The sequence below is a fragment of the Kitasatospora sp. NPDC004289 genome, from assembly GCF_053602875.1.
In genome coordinates this window covers 29860-48255 of the sequence record NZ_JBSGEL010000059.1, presented here as the reverse complement: position 1 = coordinate 48255, position 18396 = coordinate 29860, and the positions used below count along the sequence as shown (strand labels likewise).

Sequence of the window (18396 nt, the reverse complement as noted above, 5' to 3'; positions counted from 1 at the left end):
CGGACCGTGGCGATGGCGTCGTAGCCCTCCAGCACCAAGGCGATGACCGGCCCCTGCTGCATGAAGGTGGCGGTCAGGTTGTAGACCTCGGAGCCGCCCGCTCCCCCGGTGCTGCCCGCACCACCGGCGGCCGTCCCCCGGGTACCGCCGGAGCCGGCCGTGCCACCGCCCGCCGCGCTGCCCGAACCACCGCTTCCGCCAGAGGAGTTGGAGCCGCCCGAGGCACCGGCGCCGCCGGTGGCGGTGCCGCACATCTGGGCGCCCTTCTTGTCGCACTCCTGGGGCATCGGCGCCCCGGCCGCGAACGGGTTGGTGCCGTTGGGCCCGAAGGTCGGGTTGGTGCAGGCGTTGGCGTCGAAGGCCCTGCCCTCGGAGCCCGGCACCTTGGCCAGCTGCTCGAACCCGGACCGGACCAGCTGCTGGGTGAGCGGCGAGTAGCCGAGCTTGTCGGCCTGCCGCTGGCCCTCGCAGAGGAAGTAGTAGCCGAAGGCGCTGAGCGTCTTGCCCTTCTCGTCCGGGAAGCTCTGGGTGGCGCTGGTGTGCACGGCCATGTAGCTGTAGCTGGAGAGCGGGTAGGCGTTCTTCTCCGGCGAGCTGTACACGTCGTCGAGCCGCTGGGTGAGGTCCTGGTTGATCCCGGCGTGCCCGAGCGCGACCGAGACGTTGCGGGCGGTCGGCTCCACGTAGTAGCCCGCGTCGTTGAGCACCTTCACCACCGGGAAGCGGGCGTTGAGCGCGTAGGAGTACTCGACGTAGGTGATCGCGCCGTTGTTGGAGTCGGTGGCCACCGCGTTGGCCACCGCGATCGAGGTGCCGAGCGACTGCCAGGTCGAGCCGGGCAGCAGCGGGTAGAACGAGGTGACCCCGCAGGGCGCGTGCCGGCTGGTCTTGGCGCAGTACGCGTCCCAGGTGCCCTGGTGACGCTTGCTCATCCAGGTGGTGAGCTGCGCCGTGGTGCCGGAGCCGTCGGAGCGGACCACCGGGCGGACGGCCACGTTGGGGAGCGCCAGGCCGGGGTTGTCGGCCGCCACCAGCGGGTCGTTCCACTTGGTGATCACGCCGGTGAAGAGCTTGGTGAGGGTGTCCCCGGAGAGCCGCAGGTTGTCGACCCGCTTGCCGTTGATCTTCAGGTTGTACATGAACGAGGTGCCACCGGCCACGATCGGCAGGTAGGCCATCGGGAACGGCGGCGGCGCGTCGAACTGCCCGCCGTCGGTGAGGCCGTACGGGATCTCGGTGACCGCGAAGTCGGTGGCCTGGTTCTTGAACTGGTTGCGGCCGTAGCTGGAGCCCTGCGCGTCGAAGTCGATGGTCATGCCGTACTGGCGGACGTTGGTGACCCAGGCGTCCACCGCGTTGCTGCTCCAGGTGGAGCCGGCGCCGCTGATCCGGCGGTAGTCGGCGGCCTCGGCCCGGGGCGCCGCGCCGAGCAGCAGCGAACCAGCCACGACCGCGAGCGCGGTGAGGAGGGTGAGGGTACGGGTCAGCATGCGGGTGAGCACGGGTGCCTTCCGGACGGCGGGGAACGTGGCGGGGCCGGTCATCCGGGCCAGGTCGGCGGCGGACTGCCGGGCCCGGCGCTCGCGCTGACGCGAGGTCAGGTCGCCGGGGCCGCGGCCACCGAGCGTGCGGGCCACCACGAAGAGCAGCAGCACCAGGCCGAGCAGCACCGCGGCGGCGCCGAAGGCCCTGGTGATGTGGAGCTGGGACGGGAACTTGATCAGGGTGAACGCCATCAGCGGCAGCGAGGCCTGCGGGTCGCTGGTCGGGTCCGGGTTGAGGTTCTTGGTGTAGCCGGAGCAGAGCAGCACCGGGGAGGTCTCGCCGATGCCGCGGGCCGCGCCGAGGATGACGGCGGTGGCCAGGCCGGAGCGGGCGCTCGGCAGGGTCACCGTCCAGACGGTGCGCCAACGGCCGGCGCCGAGCGCGTAGGAGGCCTCCTTGAGGGAGGCCGGCACCAGGCGCAGCACCACGTCGGTGGCCCGGATCAGGATCGGCAGCATCATCACCGAGAGGGCCACCCCGGCCGCCAGGCCCGAGCGCGGGAAGCCCAGCGCGAGCACCAGCACGGCGTAGATGAAGAGGCCCGCCAGGATCGAGGGCAGCGCGGTCATCGCCTCAACCAGGGTGCGCACCAGCCGGCTGAACCGGCCGGGCACCTCGCTCATGAAGACCGCGCAGCTGATCCCGACCGGGATGGTGATGGCCAGCGAGATGGTGATCTGGATCAGCGTGCCGACGATGGCGTGCAGCGCGCCGCCCTTGTCGAGCGGGTCGGTGGGCCCGGCCTGGGACAGGTCCTGGGTGTAGAAGTTGGTGTGGCTGAGCGCGTCCCAGCCCTTGAGGAAGACGTAGCCGACCACCCAGACCAGCACGCCGAGCAGCAGGGCGGCGATGGAGTGCACCACCACCGAGGCCAGCCGGTCCCGGACCGCGAGCCCGTTCTCGTCCCGGGAGACCAGCAGGGCGTACAGGCCGAGGAAGCCGAGCCAGACGCAGATCACGAAGCCGAAGCCGCCGCTGAACGGCGCGAAGCGCTGGAACAGCAGGGCGGTCATCGCCACCGAGGCCGCCAGGCTGCCCCAGAACGCGTAGTGGTCCGAGGCCCGGCGCGGTGCGATCCGGCGCGGGCGCTGCGGCGGGGCCGACGCGTCGGGACGCCCCACCACGGTGGTGCGCGGCCCCTTGTCGAGCGGCACCTCGGACGCGGGCACCTCGGGCAGTGGTGTCCCGGACTCGGCGTGCGGAACGGTGGTGGTCACGAACTGGCCCCCGAACGGCTGCGGGCGACCACGGCGGCCGCGGCGAAGTTGACCACCAGGGTCAGCAGGAAGAGCGCGAGGCCGGCCGCCATCAGCGCGGAGATGGAGAACGGGGTGGAGTCGCCGTAGCGCAGGGCGATCATCGGTGCCACCGCGCTGCCGCCGGTCTGCAGGACGTGCGGCTGGATCTCGAAGGCCATCGAGAGGATCAGGTAGACCGTGATGGTCTCGCCGAGCGCGCGGCCCAGGCCCAGCATGGTGCCGCCGATGATCCCGCCGCGGCCGAACGGGAGCACCACCGAGCGGATCATCCCCCAGCGGGTGGAGCCCAGCGCGTACGCGCCCTCGCGCTCGCCGGCCGGGGCCTGGTCGAAGACCTCGCGCATGATGGAGCACATGATCGGCGTGATCATGAAGGCGACGACCGTGCCGGCCATCAGGCTCGACGCCGTGTAGACCAGCGGCGGGGTGAGCGGGTCGTTCGGGTCCACGCCGTTCACCTTGAAGAGCGGGATCCAGTCCAGCCAGGTGGAGAGCCAGCGGGCCACCCCGGCCAGCTGGTACTGGAGCAGCTTGTAGCCCCAGACGCCGTAGACCACGCTGGGCACGGCGGCCATCAGGTCGACCATGCCGATCAGGGTCCGGCGCAGCTTCCGGGGCGCGTACTCGCTGATGTAGAGCGCGCTGCCGAGCGCCAGCGGCACCGCCAGCAGCACGGCGATCCCGCCGACCAGCAGGGTGCCGACCAGTACGGCCGCGATGCCGAACTGGCCCTTGCCGCCGTCCGGGTTCCAGCTCTCGGTGGTGAGGAAGGAGAAGCCGGCCGTGGAGAGCGCCTCGGAGGCGCGCACCGCCAGGTAGCCGCCGACCCCGAGCATCACGACCAGCACGAAGGCGCCGCTGCCCTTGGCCCAGGCCAGGAAGATCCGGTCCGGCAGACCGGGGTTGGCGGTGATCGGGCGGGGGACGTCCTCCTCGCGGGCGTCCTCGACCGGAGCGGCCACGGTGGTCACGCCGCACCGTCCACGGTCGTGCCCGCGCCGCCGCGGTCCACCTCGGCCGCGCTGCGCGCCCCCGCCATGAAGCGCGCCAGGTTGTACTGGCACTCCCGCTGACGGCGGTAGCCGCGGGCCGAGCAGGCCACCGTGCGGCCGTCCAACTCAAGGCGCCAGAGCCAGAGTTGGCCCCGGTCCAGCGAGCTGATGGTGGCCCGCCCCTGGTCCACCCTGGACTGGAAGTCCTCGATCGCGGCCCGACAGGCCACCGCGTCCCGGAAGGTGTCCTGACTCTGGCCCAGGTGCCGGTTGTTGGCGCCGAGCAGCCGCCACACCGTCCCGCCCGAACCGAGGTCGGGGCGGGACGGTCTGTTGACGATCAGGAATCTGGGATGCCCCATTGCCGGTGCCCGCCCTTCCGCGCTGCCTTGGCCGGAAGAGACCGTCTCGGCTCAGAAGTACCGCTCAGATGCGGCCAGATGAACGCCGGACACGGGGCTGCTGAACGAACCGTGCGCGAAACCCACACGGATCACACACCGAAGATTCCGTTCTGACGAAGTGTCAGCTGGTCGGAGGGGTTCCGTTGACCTCCAGGGCCATCGTCAGGACGCGATCCGCCGCGCTCCGGCCGACCTCCACCGTGTACGTCCCGGGGCGCAGCTCCCACCCCTGCGGGCCCCAGGTCTGCACGGCCCGTTCGGCCAGCGTCACCCTGGCGGTGGCCGACTCCCCCGCTGCGGCCTCCACCACCGCGAACCCGGCCAGCTGACGGGAGGGCCGGCTGCGGTCCACGCCGTCGGTGGCCAGGTAGACCTGCACCACCTCGCGCCCGGCCCGGGCCCCGGTGTTGCGCACCCGGACGGTGACCTCGGCCAGCACGCCCGGCTCGGCGCTGAGGCGGGCCGCCACGCCCTGGTACTCCCAGCTGGTGTACCCCTGGCCGGCGCCGAACCAGTACGCCGGCTCGGCCGCGGCCCGGCGCTGCCAGGCCCGGTAGCCGATGAACAGCCCTTCCTCGTACGGCAGTCGGCCGTCCACCGGCTCCACCGTCCAGACCGGCACGTCGGCCTCCTCGGCCGGCCAGGTGGTCGGCAGCCGCCCGCCCGGCTCGGCCTCGCCGAGCAGCACCCCGGCCAGCGCGGCCCCGGCCTGCTGGCCGGGGAACCAGGCCAGCAGCAGCCCGGCGACCTGCTCGCGCCAGGGCAGCAGCACCGGCGAGCCGGCGTTGACCACCACCACGGTGCGCGGGTTGGCCGCCGCCACCCGGGCCACCAGCTCGTCCTGACGGCCCGGCAGCCGCAGGCCGTCGCGGTCCACGCCCTCGCTCTCCACCTCCTCGGTGGTGCCGACCACCACCACGGCCACCTCGGCGGCCCGGGCGGCCGCCACCGCCCGCTCGATCAGCTCGTCGGCGGTGCCCACCGGTTCGGAGTGCCCGAGGGCGAAGGAGACCAGCCCGAACCCGGCGAAGCCGCCGGCCTCCGGCAGGGTGTGCACCAGGGTCAGCTCGGCCGGGCCGGCCAGCTCGACCGGGAAGCGCCGCTCCGGCGGGTTCAGGAAGGCCGCCGCCGGGTCCTCGCCGGACGGCAGCAGCACGTCGTCGAAGAGCACCCGCCCCGCGCACTCCAGCCGGTACCGGCCGACCCCGCGCACCGCCACCAGGTGCTCGCCCGCGCGCTCCGGCACCACGGTGGTGCGCAGCACCACCTCGCGCAGCGCGTCGAAGCCCACCCCGCCGGGCAGCGCGCCGAGCCAGCGCACGGTGCCGTCGGCGGTGGCCGCCGTACCGAGCACCTCGCCCTCCGCACCGCGCAGTTCGGCCGTGCCGGGGAAGGCCACCGGCGGCACGAAGGTCCGCGGGTCCGCCCCCACCTCGTAGACCACGGCCTGCTCGCCGAGCGCGGCCCGCAGCCCCTCCAGCGGGGTGACCACCGAGGTCGGGAAGACCTGGGCACTGCCCCCGCCGCCGATCCGGGCCTCGGCCGCGGCCGCCCCGATCAGCGCGATCCCGGTCCGCGGGGCCAGCGGCAGCACACCGCCCTCGTTGCGCAGCAGGACGAAGGAGCGGGCGGCCAGCTCGCGGGCCACCGCGTCCCCGTCCAGCTCCACCGGCAGCTCCTCGGCCGCCACCACCGGCGGAGCGCCCTCCAGCAGCCCCACCCGGGCCGCCAACCGCAGGACGCGGCGGGCCAGTTCGTCCACCGTGTCCTCCGGCACCAGGCCCTCGCGGACCGCCCGCACCAGGTGCTCGCCGTAGACGGTGGCCGGGCCCGGCATGGCGACGTCCATCCCGCCGAGCGCGCAGCCGACGGTGTCGCGCGCGCCGGTCCAGTCCGAGACCAGCACCCCGTCGAAGCCCCACTCCTCGCGCAGCACCCGGAGGTTGAGCTCCTGGTGCTCCGTCATGGTGGTGCCGTTGACGGCGTTGTACGCGGCCATCAGGCCCCACGGGTGAGCCTTGGCGACGATGGTCTCGAAGGGGGCCAGGTAGAGCTCGCGCAGGGTGCGCTCGTCGGCCCGAACGTCCACCGTGTAGCGGTCGGTCTCCGAGTCGTTGCCGACCCAGTGCTTGGGGGTGGTGGCCACCCCGCCGTCCTGCACCCCGGCCACCAGTGCGGCGCCCAGCTCACCGGTCAGCAGCGGGTCCTCGGACCAGCACTCGAAGTGCCGGCCGCCGCGCGGGCTGCGGTGCAGGTTGACGGTGGGCGCGAGCACCACGTGGACGCCCTTGCGGCGGGCCTCCTGGGCCAGCAACCGCCCGGCTCTGCGCACCAGTTCGGGATCCCAGCTGGCGGCCAGCGCGGTCGGCGAGGGGATCGCCACCGAGGGGTCGTCGGCGGTCCAGTGCTCGCCGCGGACACCGGCCGGGCCGTCCGACATCACCAGCCGGCCGAGGCCGATCTCCTCGTCGGCCGGCAGCGACCACATGTCGGCCCCGGCCAGCAGCGCCACCTTGGCGGTGAGGTCCAGCTTGGCGAGGGCGGCCTCGACGGCGGCCTCCCGGGCGGTGTCGGTCATCTCGCGCTGCTCCTTGCCCTCGTCGGTCGTGCTGTCGTCGGTCGTGCTCTCGTCGGTCATCTCAGATCCACCCCTCCAGCGAGCCCAGGAAGCCCGCGAAGTCGTCCCGGTGGATGGTGTGGCCGGCCCCGGCCACGGTGCGCACCTCGAAGCCCCGGCCGCGCAGCTCCTCGGCCTGCTGCTCGTTCACCAGGAAGCTGGGATCGGCCAGTTGGACCAGCGAGGGCACCACCGGGGCCTCCGGCAGACCGGCGTACCCGCCGTGCGCGGTGAGCGAGCGGGCGGTGTCCCGGTCCCAGAGCGCCAGGGTGGCCAGCTCGGTCTCGACGTCCTCGGCCTCCCAACGCGGGTTCATCGCCGCCACCTGCTCGGCGGTGGCGGTCTCGGCGAAGCCGACGAACAGCTCCGGGTCGATCCCCGGCTGGTCGAACAGCCAGGCCGGGTCGGAGAAGACCGCCCGCCGCGGTGCCAGCCGCTCCACCGCCCAGCGCAGCGAGAGCCCGCCGAGCGAGTGCCCGACCGCCAGCTCCGCGCCCACCGGCAGGGTCTCCACCAGGTCGTCGGCGTACTGCCGCGGCCCGTACCTCTCGGCCGGCGTCTCCCCCTCCCCGCGCGGGCTCAGACCGTGGCCGCGCAGGTCCACCGCGATCACCCGGTAGCCGCGCTCGGCCAGCGCCGGGCCGAACCGCCGCCAGGTGCGGTGGTCCGACATGATCCCGTGCACCAGCAGGGCGACCCGGTCGCCGGTGCCCCATTCATGGGTGTGCAGCTTCATTGCTCCATTGCCTTTCTGATGTGTCGACATGTCGGCTCTCAGCGGACGCCCTTGATGGGCCGGACGGCGAGCGCCCCGGCCAGGGCGAGCACGGCGCCGAACACGAAGAGGGGGGTGTAGCCGCCGATGCCGACCACGGCGGAGGCGACGAAGGGGGCGAGGATCTGCGGTCCGGCGTTCGCGATGTTCAGCACGCCCATGTCCCGGGCGGCGTCCTCGGCCCGCGGCAGCACCATGGTGACCAGCGCGGTGTCCACCGCCATGAAGCAGCCGAAGGCCAGGCCGTTGACGGCGGAGAAGACCAGCATCCCGCCCCAGGTCGGGCTGACCACCGGGATCAGCAGCGAGACCCCGGAGAGCGCCGCCGACAGGCCGACGAACAGCTTGCGCCGGTCCATCCGGTCGGAGAGCACGCCGCCGGCCACCGTGGAGAGCGCCATGGTGACGGCCGAGACCGGCGTCAGGATCGCCACCGCCTCGGCCGGCTCCAGCCCGGCGGGCAGCGCGATGTGGTCCTGCAGGACGTACAACTGGTAGCCCACCACGGCGAAGTAGCCGAGCACCAGCAGCCAGCGCCCGATGAAGGCCCAGCGGAAGTCGTGCTCGCGCAGCACCCCGAGGAAGGCCGCCACCTGCTCCCGCAGCGGAGCGGGCGCCTTGGGCTCCATCCGCTGCTCCTTCGCCCCGAGGGTGAAGACCAGCGCCGCCACGGCCACGAGCAGGCCGAGCACCAGGTAGCCGGTGCGGTAGTGGTCGGCGAAGGCGGAGGCCGTCACCACGCCGACGGTGGAGCCGACCGGCAGCCCGAGGCCGACCGCCGCCGAGGCGGCGCCGCGTCTCGCGGCCGGGACCCGGTCGGGCACCACCGAGGTGAGCGCGGCCTGGTAGAAGTTCATCACCGCCTGGCCGAGGCACCAGGCGATGGCCACCAGCAGCACGGTGTCCACGCTGCCGAGCAGCGCCATGGCGGCCACGGTGGCCAGGCCGCCGCCGAGGATCCACGGGTTGCGGCGGCCGGAGCGGTCGGAGAGCGCACCGGCGAAGGGGTTGAAGAAGGTCGCGAAGACGGCCGCCACCCCGGCCACCAGGCCCAGGTTGGCCACCTTCTCGGCCGGGTCGATCCGTTCGACCTGGATCGGCAGCAGCACGGAGCCGACACCGAGGTAGAGCGCGTACATCGCGGTGTTGCCGGTGAACAGCAGCGGCAGCAGGCCGCGGGTGGTGCGGGTGGTGGGGGCGGGGACGTCAGTGGGGGTGGGGGTAAGGGCCACGTTGCCCTCCATGACTCTCGTGGGGGAAGTCGTTGACGAGGTTACACGTGTAACGCTTACACGTGTAAGCAGCCATGTAACCTGGCGTCCCCGCCCTCGGCCAGCCCCCGGACGTGAAAAGATTCGAACCGTTATGAGCAGCCCCCCGCCCCCGACCAGCGCCGACGTCGCCCGCCTCGCTGGCGTCTCCCGCGCCACCGTCTCCTTCGTGCTCAACGACACCGCCGGCGGCCGGGTCGGCGAGGCCACCCGGCAGAAGGTCCGGGCCGCCGCCGCCGAGCTCGGCTACGTGCCGCACGCCGCCGCCCGCTCCCTGCGGGCCGGCCGCACCGGCATCGTCCTGATCGGCGGCTCCTCCGCCCCGATCGGCCCGCTGTTCAGCGGCTTCTACCGCGAGCTCCAGGGCGCCCTGCGCGAGCGCGGCCACACCAGCGTGCTCTACGGGCCGACCGGCGAAGGGGACGAACCCGCCCGCGCCTGGGCCGAGTTGAGGCCCGCCGCGGTGCTCTGCCTGGAGCCGGTGCTGACCCCCGCCGGGGTCGAGCTGCTGCACCGCTCGGGGACCAGGGCGGTGCTCACCCTGGGCACCGCGCCCGTCCCCGGGGCGCACGCGCTGATCATGGACCAGCGCGAGGTGGGTGCCGCGGCCGGCGCCCACCTGCTGGCCTCCGGCCGCCGCCGGCTCGGCGTGGTCGTCCCCACCGATGCCGGCCTCGACCAGTTCAGCGGCCCCCGCCTGGCCGGGGTCCGGGCCGCCGCCGCCTCCGCCGGACTGCCGGACGCGGTCACCCCGCTCCCCCTCGACTACACCGAGGAGTCCGGGGCCGCCGCCGCCCTGCGCTGCCGCGAGCTCGGCCTGGACGGCGTCTTCGCCTACAACGACGAGTACGCCATGCTGCTGCTGCGCTCCCTCCAGGACCTGGGCGTCCCCGTCCCCGAACGGACCGCCCTGATCGGTGCCGACGACCTCCTCCTCGGCCGCCTGCTGCGCCCCCGCCTCACCACCGTCCGCCTCACCCTCCCCGAGGGCCGCACCCTGGCGGACCTGATCGACCTGCTGATCGAGAACCCCCACAGCACCCCCGCCGTCGACAACCTCCTGACGGCCCGTCTGATCCCCCGCGAATCGGCCTGACCGGCCGCCACGCGGCGGACCGCGGCCGGGTCGGCACGGAACACGGCGACGGCCCGCACCCCACCGGGGGTACGGGCCGTCGTGGTGCTACGGGGCGTCAGAAGCCGAGCTTGCGCAGCTGCTTCGGGTCGCGCTGCCAGTCCTTGGCGACCTTGACGTGCAGGTCGAGGTAGACCGGGGTGCCCAGCAGGGCCTCGATCTGCTTGCGGGCGGTGGTGCCGACGTGCTTGAGGCGGGAGCCCTTCGCGCCGATCACGATGGCCTTCTGGGACTGCCGCTCGATGTAGACGTTGGCGTGGATGTCGAGCAGCGGCCGGTCCGCCGGACGGTCCTCGCGGGGGATCATCTCCTCGACCACCACGGCCAGCGAGTGCGGGAGCTCGTCCCGGACGCCCTCCAGCGCGGCCTCGCGGATCAGCTCGGCGACCATGATCTGCTCGGGCTCGTCGGTGAGGTCACCGTCCGGGTAGAGCGGCTGGCCCTCGGGGAGCAGCTTGGTGATCAGCTCGCCGACCAGCTCGACCTGCTGGTCGCCGACGGCGGAGACCGGGATGATCTCGGCCCACTCGATGCCCAGCTCGGCGCCGAGCTGGTGGACGGCGATCAGCTGCTCGGCCAGCCGCTTGGAGTCGACCAGGTCGGTCTTGGTGACGATCGCGACCTTGGGGGTCTTCCTGATCTCGGCCAGTTCCTTGGCGATGAACTTGTCGCCGGGGCCGAGCTTCTGGTCGGCGGGCAGGCAGAAGCCGATCACGTCCACCTCGGCCCAGGTCGAGCGGACCAGGTCGTTCAGCCGCTCGCCGAGCAGGGTGCGGGGCTTGTGCAGGCCGGGGGTGTCGACCAGCACCAGCTGGGCGTCCGGACGGTGCACGATGCCGCGCACGGTGTGCCGGGTGGTCTGCGGACGGTCGGAGGTGATCGCGACCTTCGTCCCGACCAGGGCGTTGGTCAGGGTCGACTTGCCCGCGTTGGGGCGGCCGACGAAGCACGCGAACCCGGAGCGGTACGGGGAAGAAGGGCTACTCATGCGCACCATTCTCCCTGATCGTCCGACCGGACTCGGTCAGCGGGCCTTCTTGCCCGTCGCCGCGCCCACCAGTAGCAGGACGAACAGCAGCAGAGACCCGATCAGCCAGTACGGCGATCCGGTCTCGTGCCACCGCCCCAACCCCATCAGGGTCAGCAACACACCCGCGAGGAAAGCACATCCACCCATGCCGGTCAGATTATCGATCTGCCGACACCCTCAGAAGGCCTGCCGGAAGGTCCCGTCCGGGCCGGCCAGCAGCACCGGGGCGGACGGGCCGCCCAGATCGCGGACGGCGGCCAGGTCGCCCTCGGCCGGGGCGTCGGCCGCGGTGACCACGGCGGCGGCCTCCAGGCCCTTGGCCCCGCTGGCCACCGCCATCGCCACGGCGGTCTGCAGCGCCGTCAGCCGCAGCGAGGGCAGCTCCACGCTGCCCGCCACGTACGTCCGCCCGGTCTCGTCGCGGACGGCGGCCCCCTCGGCCACGCCGTTGCGGGCGCGGGCCGAGCGGGCCAGCGTGATGATCTTCTTGTCCTCGGGGTCCAGCTGGGTCTGCTCAGTCTGATCGGTCATGCCGCTGAGCATAGGAGACCCGCACCGGCCGCCGCTCGGGCGTCCGGCAGAGCACCCTTCCCGGCCGCCGCTCAGGCGTCCAGCAGGTCGCCCTTCCCGGCCGGCGCGAAGGCGGCCAGCGCCGCGTCCACCCGGGCCAGGTCGGCCGCCGAGAGCCGGACCTCGGCCGCCGCGGTGTTGTCGGCGATGTGCGCCGGGGTGCGGCTGCCCGGGATCGGGACCACGTGGTCGTCCTGGTGCAGCAGCCAGGCCAGCGCCAGCTGACCGGCGCTCAGGCCGAGCTCGGCGGCGATCGCCCGCACCGGCGCGTAGTGGTCGTTGTTGGCCTTGAGGTTGGCCTCGTCGAAGCGCTCCAGGTTCTTCCGGAAGTCGCCCTCCTTCAGCTGCTGCACGGTGCCGGTCAGGAAGCCGCCGCCGAGCGGGCTCCAGGCCACCAGCCCGACGCCGAGCTCCCGGGCGGCGGCCAGCAGCTCCGGGTCGGCCGGCTGCCACATCGACCACTGCACCTGCACCGCGGCCACCGGGTGCACCGCGTGCGCCTCGCGCAGCTGGGCGGCGGTCACGTTGGACAGCCCCAGGTGGCGCACCAGCCCGGCCTCCACCAGCTCGGCCACCGCGCCGACGGTGTCGGCCAGCGGCACCTGCGGGTCCGGGAAGTGCGGGTAGTAGAGGTCGATCACGTCGGTGGCCAGGTTGCGCAGCGACTGCTCGGCGTAGCCCCGGACGTGCTTCGGCTCGGCGTTGACCGCCAGCTCGCCGAAGGCGTAGCTGACCGGGAAGCGGTGCGCCTCGGCGCCCTCCGGGATCCGGAAGCCGAACTTGGTGGCCAGCACCACCTCGTCCCGCCGCCCGGCCAGCGCCCGGCCGAGCAGCCGCTCGTTGTGGCCGTCGGCGCCGTAGCCGTCCGCGGTGTCGAACATGGTGACCCCGGCGTCCAGGGCGGCGAGCACCGCCCGCTCGCCGCGGTCGTCGTCGGTCTCCCCGTACATGCCGGGCGAGAGCACCATCGCCCCGAAGCCGATCGGGGCGGTGCTGAGCGTACCCAGGGTGCGGGCGGTCATCGGATCTCCTCGTGCGTGGAAGACGTACGTGAAGATCCCTTCCTACCGCTCGAACTGACGACCCGTCAGGTGAATTCTCGGAACCGGCGGGCCCGTCTCAGTGGCCGGGCACCGCGGGCGGCCCGGTCGGGCCGCGCAGGGCCTCGGCGTAACGGGCGTGCCGCTCGCGCCAGTAGGGGTTGTCGTGCGGCAGGTGCCGGCTGACCCGGCCGTACATGCCGAAGGTGGCGACCGTCAGGCCGAACAGGAAGCTGAAGATCACGTTGGACATGCCGAATGCCAGGAAGTTGGCGTCCGAGTCCAGGATCATCAGCCCGACGAAGCCGGCCCCGACGAAGACCGTGCCGACCACCATGTTGATCCAGGAGGCCACGTTGCCCCCGATCGCGGCGCCGGCGATCAGCACCAGGCCGACCACCACCGAGAGCAGCCCGAGCAGGCCGTTGCTGCTCATGCCGGCCACCCGGTCCCCCTGGGTGTCCAGGAAGCCCGGGCGGTCCAGCAGTCCGAGGATGCCGAAGAACAGCAGGAAGACCCCGCCCAACCCGGCCCCGAAGCGGTAGACCTGCGCCAGCCGGTGGTCGACCGGCAGGTCGTCCTTGAGCTTCAACACGGCGTACCTCCCGAGGGAGTGCGGCGGGGACCCCGCTGTCCACGCTACTCCTCGGGGTCGGTGCCCTCCCCGGGCTCGTCCTGCTCCCGCAGCGGGGCGACCAGCACGGTGCCGATCCGGTTGCGCCGGCCCGCCGCGCTCTCGGCGGTGAGCCGGATCGCGGTCAGGTCCGAGCCGGAGTCCTCCGGCACCGGGAGGTCGACCGAGGAGCCCGGGATCGGCACCCGGCCGAGGTGCTTGGCCAGCAGGCCGCCGACCGTCTCCACGTCCTCGTCCTCCAGCTGGAGGCCGAACAGCTCGCCGAAGTCCTCCACCAGCAGGCGGGCGGTGATCCGGTACGAGCCGTCCCCGAGGTCCTCGACCGGCGGGACCTCCCGGTCGTACTCGTCGGTGATCTCACCGACGATCTCCTCCAGGATGTCCTCGATCGTCACCAGCCCGGCGGTGCCGCCGTACTCGTCGATCACGATCGCCACGTGCGAGCGCATCTGCTGCATCTCGCGCAGCAGGTCGGCGGCCGGCTTGGAGTCCGGGATGAAGACCGCCGGGCGCATCACCGAGGAGACCGGCTCGGACTCCGAGTCCCGGTTGATGTGGGTGCGCCGGACCAGGTCCTTGAGGTAGACGATGCCGACCACGTCGTCCTCGTTCTCGCCCACCACCGGGATCCGGGAGAAGCCGGAGCGCAGGGCGAGGGTGAGGGCCTGACGGACCGTCTTGTGACGCTCGATCATCACCAGGTCGGTGCGCGGCACCATCACCTCGCGGACGATGGTGTCGCCCAGCTCGAAGACCGAGTGCACCATCCGGCGCTCCTCGTCCTCGATCAGGTCGTCCTTCTCCGCCAGGTCGACCAGGGCCCGCAGCTCTGCCTCGGAGGCGAACGGCCCCTCCTTGTACCCCTTGCCCGGGGTGAGCGCGTTGCCCAGCAGGATCAGCAGCTTGGGGATCGGCCCGAGCACCCCGGCCAGCGGGAGCAGCACGAAGGAGGCCGCGGTCGAGGTGGTCAGCGGGTGCTGGCGGCCGATGGTGCGGGGCGAGACGCCGACCGCGACGAAGGAGACCAGCACCATCACGGCGAAGGCCAGCAGCACCGCCTGCCAGGTCACCTCGATGCTGCGCACGCAGACCACGGTGACCAGGACGGCGGCCGCCATCTCGCTGGACACCCGGATCAGGGTGGCCAGGTTGAGGTAGCGGATCGGGTCGGAGGCCAGCGTCAGCAGCCGGTCGGCCCCGCGCCGCCCGGCCCGGACGGCCTCCTCGGCGCGGAACCGGGAGACCCGGGAGATGCCGGCCTCGGCGCAGGCCGCCAGCCAGCCGAGCACGACGAGGAGGAGAGCCCCGACGAGGAGGCTCGTACTGTTGCCACTCACAGGAGGCCGCGCCTCAGTGGGTGGTCGGGGCGGGCGAGATGGCGGAGAGGCCGCGGCCGGCCCGCCAGTCGTCCAGGATCCGCTTCTGGAGGCCGAACATGACCTCCTTCTCCTCCGGCTCCTCGTGGTCGTAGCCGAGCACGTGGAGCACCCCGTGGACGGTGAGCAGCTGCAGCTCGTCGTCCATCGCGTGCTTGGTCGGGGCGTCCAGGCCCTGCTGCTTGGCGACCTCGGGGCAGAGCACGATGTCACCGAGCAGGCCCTGCGGAAGGTCCTCGCCCTCCTTGCCGGGGCGCAGCTCGTCCATCGGGAACGACATCACGTCGGTGGGACCGGGGAGGTCCATCCACTGGATGTGCAGCTCCTCCATCTGGGCGCTGTCGACCAGGATGACGGAGAGCTCCGCCTGCGGGTGGATCCGCATCTGGTCGAGGGCGTAGCGGGCGACGTCGAGGATGGACTCCTCGTCGACCTCCCAGTCGGACTCGTTGGCGATGTCGATCGACATGACGGGCTGGTTACTCAGCTTTCGGTGCGATGGGACTGGCGGGGGGCACGGGCGCCCTTCCGCTGGACGGGCTTTCGGGGTGCCGGGGCCTCGGCGGCCTCCTGCTGGGCGTCCCAGCGCTCGTAGGCGTCCACGATCCGGCCGACCAGCTTGTGCCGGACCACGTCGGTGCTGGTGAGCACCGAGAAGTGGATGTCCGGCACGTCGACGAGGATCTCCTGGACCACCTTGAGACCGGAGCGGGTGCCGCCGGGGAGGTCGATCTGGCTGGTGTCACCCGTCACCACGACCCGGGAGTTGAAGCCCAGGCGGGTGAGGAACATCTTCATCTGCTCGGGCGAGGTGTTCTGGGCCTCGTCCAGGATGATGAAGGCGTCGTTCAGGGTCCGGCCGCGCATGTAGGCGAGCGGGGCGACCTCGATGGTGCCCGCGGCCATCAGCCGGGGGATGGAGTCCGGGTCCATCATGTCGTGCAGCGCGTCGTAGAGCGGGCGCAGGTACGGGTCGATCTTCTCGTAGAGGGTGCCGGGCAGGAAGCCCAGCCGCTCCCCCGCCTCGACGGCCGGCCGGGTCAGGATGATCCGGTTGACCTCCTTGGCCTGGAGGGCCTGGACGGCCTTGGCCATCGCGAGGTAGGTCTTGCCGGTACCGGCCGGGCCGAGGCCGAAGACGATGGTGTGCTTGTCGATCGCGTCGACGTAGCGCTGCTGGTTGAGCGTCTTGGGGCGGATGGTGCGGCCCCGGTTGGACAGGATGTTCGCGGTGAAGACCTCGGACGGGGCCGGGTGGGCCGGGTCGTCGGCGGCGCTCCTGAGCATGGCGATGGAGCGCTCCACGGCGTCCTCCGTCAGGGGTTGGCCGGTGCGCAGCACCAGCATCATCTCGTTGAACAGCTGCTGGACGAGGGCGACCTCGGCGCGGGCGCCGGTCGCGGTCACCTCGTTGCCGCGGACGTGGATGTCGGCGTCCGGGAAGCCCTGCTCGATCACCCGGAGCAGCGAGTCGGTCGCCCCGAGCAGGGTGACCATGGGGTGCTTCTCGGGGATGGTGATCCGGGCGGTGGCGGCGGCGTCCCCGTGGGGACGCGACTGTCCGTTGGTACGGGTCTGCGGTGTCTCAGTCATGGGTCGGCCGCTCGGGCCTGCCTCATCCCATCCGTCGTCTAGGGGTGCCGCTCGGTTCTCCGGGGTCACCAGGGTACGCCGCGCACCGGGTCACTGCGGTGACGCGGCTTCCGATGGTCCGGGAGGAAGCGTGCGGATGCGAGTGGTTTTCCGTGCGCCTCCGGGTGCCCGCGGATGCCTCCGCCGGCTCACCGTCGCGGCGGTACGGCTACCCGGGCCAGGTCCTGGGCAACCACCAGCTCGCCGTCGAAGTGCTTGCGGGCCTCGGCCAGATGACCGCTCAGGTCCGGGTAGCGCTGGGAGAAGTGGGTCAGCACCAGGGTGCGCACCCCGGCCTCGGCGGCCACCCGGGCGGCCTGGGCGGCGGTGAGGTGGCCGTGCTCCTCGGCGAGGTGGGCCTCGGACTCCAGGAAGGTCGCCTCGATCACCAACAGGTCCGCGTCCTGGGCGAGTTCGCCCACCCCGTCGCAGAGCCGGGTGTCCATCACGAAGGCGAACCGCTGCCCCGGGCGGGGTTCGCTGACCTCGGCCAGGGTGACGGTCCGCCCGTCCAGTTCGACCGAGCCGGCGCGCTGGAGGCGGCCGACCGCCGGGCCGGCGATGCCGAGTTCCGCCAGCCGGGCCGGGATCAGCCGGGTCGAGTCCGGCTCGGCGAGCCGGTAGCCGAAGGAGTCGACCGGGTGCGAGAGCCGGACGGCGCTCAGCTCGAAGGCGGCGCCCGGGGCGGTCAGCGGCCCGGGCTCCTCGATCGGCCGGGGGCGCAGCTCGGCGGTCTCGTGGAAGGCGGTGGCGTGCCGGAGCCGGTCGAAGAAGACCTGGCCGCTGGCCGGGTAGTAGGCGTCCACCGGGTGCGGGACCTTGTCGAGGTTGATCCGCTGGATCACCCCGGCCAGGCCCAGCGAGTGGTCGCCGTGGAAGTGCGTGACGCAGAGCCTGGTCAGCTGGGTGGCGGAGACCCCGGCGTGCAGCATCTGACGCTGCGTCCCCTCGCCGGGGTCGAACAGCAGGCCCTCGCCGTCCCAGCGGAGCAGGTAGCCGTTGTGGTTGCGGTGCCGGGTGGGCACCTGGCTGGCGGTGCCGAGGACGACGAGTTCGCGCTGGGACACGGGATCAGACCAGGCCCTCGTGGAGCTTGCGGCCGCCGAGCACGTGCACGTGGGCGTGGAAAACCGTTTGGCCCGCGCCCGCACCGGTGTTGAAGATCAGGCGGTAGGAGTCCAGGCCCTCGTCCCTGGCCACCTCGCCGGCCTCGGCCAGCAGCTCGCCGGCGATCTCCGGCTCGGCGGCGGCGAGTTCGGCCGCGTTCGGGTAGTGCGCGTGCGGGATCACCAGGACGTGCGTGGGGGCCTGCGGGCTGATGTCCCGGAAGGCGAGCGTGCGCTCGGTCTTGCGGACCACGGTGGCCGGGATCTCCCCCGCCACGATCTTGCAGAACAGGCAGTCGGACTGCGGCTCGCCGGCCATCACGGTCTCCTCGCTGATCGTTCCGGATACGGTCGCAGCCTAGCCCAGGGCCTGCCTCCCGGGTGGGGCCCTGTGGTACGTTTCCCGGCCGTCCACCGCCCCACCCCCACGGAGCGTCACATGCGCCGCCTGCCCGCCCTGTTGAGCACCACCGCCCTGGTCGGGGTGCTGCTGGCCGGTGCGGCCGTGCCCACCGAGGCGAAGACCGGGGGCAGCAGCGGCAGCAAGAGCAGCAGCAGCGGGGGTTCGAAGAGCCGGACGACGAGCTCGGGCGGTTCGTCCACCGGCGGTTCGTCGTCCACCGGCGGCACCAGCGGCGGGGTGTCCAAGCCCACCTCGGGGACCGGCAGTTCGGACAGCACCTCGAGCAGCGGCGTGAGCGGCACCAGCGGCACCACCGGCGGGGTGTCCAAGCCCACCTCGGGGAGCAGCAGTTCGAACAGCACCCCGAGCAGCGGCGTGAGCGGCACCACCACCGGTCTCGGTGCGACCCGGCAACCCGCCCCCGCCTCCTCCTCCGCGTCCCCGACTCCGCTGGTGGTCAGCAAGCAGCCCGCTCCGGCCAAGAAGAAGAAGTCCTCCTTCCTCGGCGGCCTCGGCGGGCTGCTGCTCCTGCTGCTCCTGCTCCCGGTGCTGCTGATCGGCGGCCTGGTGCTCTTCCTGGTCCGCCGGGCCCGCCGCCGCTAGAGCC

The 18396-nt window shown here is 72.7% G+C and carries 19 protein-coding genes; 2 read left to right on the top strand and 17 right to left on the bottom strand.

The window, feature by feature from the left end:
• The 6 genes from pstA to ACWEPF_RS30540 form a co-directional block, all read right to left on the bottom strand.
• A partial coding sequence (pstA, locus tag ACWEPF_RS30565; RefSeq protein WP_452175104.1) for a phosphate ABC transporter permease PstA occupies positions 1-2762 on the bottom strand: 2762 nt, incomplete at its 3' end.
• The gene (pstC, locus tag ACWEPF_RS30560) at positions 2759-3775 is read right to left on the bottom strand and encodes a phosphate ABC transporter permease subunit PstC (protein ID WP_452175103.1); all 1017 of its coding nucleotides are present in this window, start codon (positions 3773-3775) and stop codon (positions 2759-2761) included. The genes pstA and pstC, both read right to left, overlap by 4 nt.
• Positions 3772-4158, bottom strand: a complete 387-nt coding sequence (locus tag ACWEPF_RS30555) for a hypothetical protein (protein WP_345282488.1) — start codon at positions 4156-4158, stop codon at positions 3772-3774. The genes pstC and ACWEPF_RS30555 overlap by 4 nt, the downstream gene beginning before the upstream one ends.
• A 163-nt stretch (positions 4159-4321) precedes the next feature.
• A complete protein-coding gene (locus ACWEPF_RS30550) occupies positions 4322-6838 on the bottom strand; it encodes a beta-glucosidase (RefSeq protein ID WP_452175102.1) in 2517 nt (838 codons plus the stop codon).
• A gap of 1 nt (position 6839) precedes the next feature.
• Positions 6840-7553 carry an alpha/beta fold hydrolase gene (locus ACWEPF_RS30545; RefSeq protein WP_345282486.1) on the bottom strand — a complete coding sequence of 238 codons (714 nt, stop codon included), beginning with the start codon at positions 7551-7553 and terminating at the stop codon, positions 6840-6842.
• A 38-nt stretch (positions 7554-7591) separates the two neighbouring features.
• On the bottom strand, positions 7592-8824 hold the full coding sequence (locus tag ACWEPF_RS30540) for an MFS transporter (protein WP_452175101.1): 1233 nt from the start codon (positions 8822-8824) through the stop codon (positions 7592-7594).
• A 133-nt stretch (positions 8825-8957) separates the two neighbouring features.
• Here ACWEPF_RS30540 and ACWEPF_RS30535 point away from each other — a divergent pair, with 133 nt between their 5' ends.
• A complete protein-coding gene (locus ACWEPF_RS30535; protein ID WP_345282484.1) occupies positions 8958-9959 on the top strand; it encodes a LacI family DNA-binding transcriptional regulator in 1002 nt (333 codons plus the stop codon).
• 97 nt (positions 9960-10056) lie between these two features.
• Here ACWEPF_RS30535 and era read toward each other — a convergent pair whose 3' ends face one another.
• The 11 genes from era to ACWEPF_RS30480 form a co-directional block, all read right to left on the bottom strand.
• On the bottom strand, positions 10057-10986 hold the full coding sequence (gene era, locus ACWEPF_RS30530; protein WP_452175100.1) for a GTPase Era: 930 nt from the start codon (positions 10984-10986) through the stop codon (positions 10057-10059).
• Between the two features lie 36 nt (positions 10987-11022).
• Positions 11023-11175 carry a hypothetical protein gene (locus ACWEPF_RS30525; RefSeq protein WP_380149979.1) on the bottom strand — a complete coding sequence of 51 codons (153 nt, stop codon included), beginning with the start codon at positions 11173-11175 and terminating at the stop codon, positions 11023-11025.
• 30 nt (positions 11176-11205) lie between these two features.
• A complete protein-coding gene (locus ACWEPF_RS30520) occupies positions 11206-11559 on the bottom strand; it encodes a cytidine deaminase (RefSeq protein WP_452175099.1) in 354 nt (117 codons plus the stop codon).
• A 71-nt stretch (positions 11560-11630) separates the two neighbouring features.
• The gene (locus ACWEPF_RS30515) at positions 11631-12620 is read right to left on the bottom strand and encodes an aldo/keto reductase (protein WP_452175098.1); all 990 of its coding nucleotides are present in this window, start codon (positions 12618-12620) and stop codon (positions 11631-11633) included.
• Between the two features lie 97 nt (positions 12621-12717).
• A complete protein-coding gene (locus ACWEPF_RS30510; RefSeq protein WP_345282500.1) occupies positions 12718-13230 on the bottom strand; it encodes a DUF4383 domain-containing protein in 513 nt (170 codons plus the stop codon).
• A gap of 47 nt (positions 13231-13277) precedes the next feature.
• On the bottom strand, positions 13278-14609 hold the full coding sequence (locus ACWEPF_RS30505; RefSeq protein WP_452175097.1) for a hemolysin family protein: 1332 nt from the start codon (positions 14607-14609) through the stop codon (positions 13278-13280).
• A gap of 13 nt (positions 14610-14622) precedes the next feature.
• Entirely contained in the window at positions 14623-15117 is a 495-nt protein-coding gene (gene ybeY, locus ACWEPF_RS30500; protein WP_449795492.1) for an rRNA maturation RNase YbeY, read from the bottom strand.
• Positions 15118-15131: 14 nt separating this feature from the next.
• On the bottom strand, positions 15132-16241 hold the full coding sequence (locus ACWEPF_RS30495; RefSeq protein ID WP_345282473.1) for a PhoH family protein: 1110 nt from the start codon (positions 16239-16241) through the stop codon (positions 15132-15134).
• 188 nt (positions 16242-16429) lie between these two features.
• Positions 16430-17347, bottom strand: coding sequence for a ribonuclease Z (locus ACWEPF_RS30490; protein ID WP_345282471.1), 918 nt, complete (start codon positions 17345-17347; stop codon positions 16430-16432).
• Between the two features lie 4 nt (positions 17348-17351).
• The gene (locus tag ACWEPF_RS30485; RefSeq protein ID WP_345282470.1) at positions 17352-17705 is read right to left on the bottom strand and encodes a histidine triad nucleotide-binding protein; all 354 of its coding nucleotides are present in this window, start codon (positions 17703-17705) and stop codon (positions 17352-17354) included.
• Between the two features lie 116 nt (positions 17706-17821).
• Positions 17822-18175 carry a hypothetical protein gene (locus ACWEPF_RS30480; protein WP_452175096.1) on the bottom strand — a complete coding sequence of 118 codons (354 nt, stop codon included), beginning with the start codon at positions 18173-18175 and terminating at the stop codon, positions 17822-17824.
• Here ACWEPF_RS30480 and ACWEPF_RS30475 point away from each other — a divergent pair.
• Positions 18165-18392, top strand: a complete 228-nt coding sequence (locus tag ACWEPF_RS30475) for a hypothetical protein (protein ID WP_449795495.1) — start codon at positions 18165-18167, stop codon at positions 18390-18392. The genes ACWEPF_RS30480 and ACWEPF_RS30475 overlap by 11 nt on opposite strands.
• The last annotated feature ends 4 nt before the right edge of the window (positions 18393-18396 follow it).

Bases quoted from the DNA above. Each gene is read 5' to 3' on its own strand.
- ACWEPF_RS30555 (WP_345282488.1), bottom strand. From the start codon at position 4,158: ATGGGGCATCCCAGATTCCTGATCGTCAACAGACCGTCCCGCCCCGAC.
- ACWEPF_RS30550 (WP_452175102.1), bottom strand. From the start codon at position 6,838: ATGACCGACGAGAGCACGACCGACGACAGCACGACCGACGAGGGCAAG.
- ACWEPF_RS30545 (WP_345282486.1), bottom strand. From the start codon at position 7,553: ATGAAGCTGCACACCCATGAATGGGGCACCGGCGACCGGGTCGCCCTG.
- ACWEPF_RS30535 (WP_345282484.1), top strand. From the start codon at position 8,958: ATGAGCAGCCCCCCGCCCCCGACCAGCGCCGACGTCGCCCGCCTCGCT.
- era (WP_452175100.1), bottom strand. From the start codon at position 10,986: ATGAGTAGCCCTTCTTCCCCGTACCGCTCCGGGTTCGCGTGCTTCGTC.
- ACWEPF_RS30525 (WP_380149979.1), bottom strand. From the start codon at position 11,175: ATGGGTGGATGTGCTTTCCTCGCGGGTGTGTTGCTGACCCTGATGGGG.
- ACWEPF_RS30520 (WP_452175099.1), bottom strand. From the start codon at position 11,559: ATGACCGATCAGACTGAGCAGACCCAGCTGGACCCCGAGGACAAGAAG.
- ACWEPF_RS30515 (WP_452175098.1), bottom strand. From the start codon at position 12,620: ATGACCGCCCGCACCCTGGGTACGCTCAGCACCGCCCCGATCGGCTTC.
- ybeY (WP_449795492.1), bottom strand. From the start codon at position 15,117: ATGTCGATCGACATCGCCAACGAGTCCGACTGGGAGGTCGACGAGGAG.
- ACWEPF_RS30495 (WP_345282473.1), bottom strand. From the start codon at position 16,241: ATGACTGAGACACCGCAGACCCGTACCAACGGACAGTCGCGTCCCCAC.
- ACWEPF_RS30485 (WP_345282470.1), bottom strand. From the start codon at position 17,705: ATGGCCGGCGAGCCGCAGTCCGACTGCCTGTTCTGCAAGATCGTGGCG.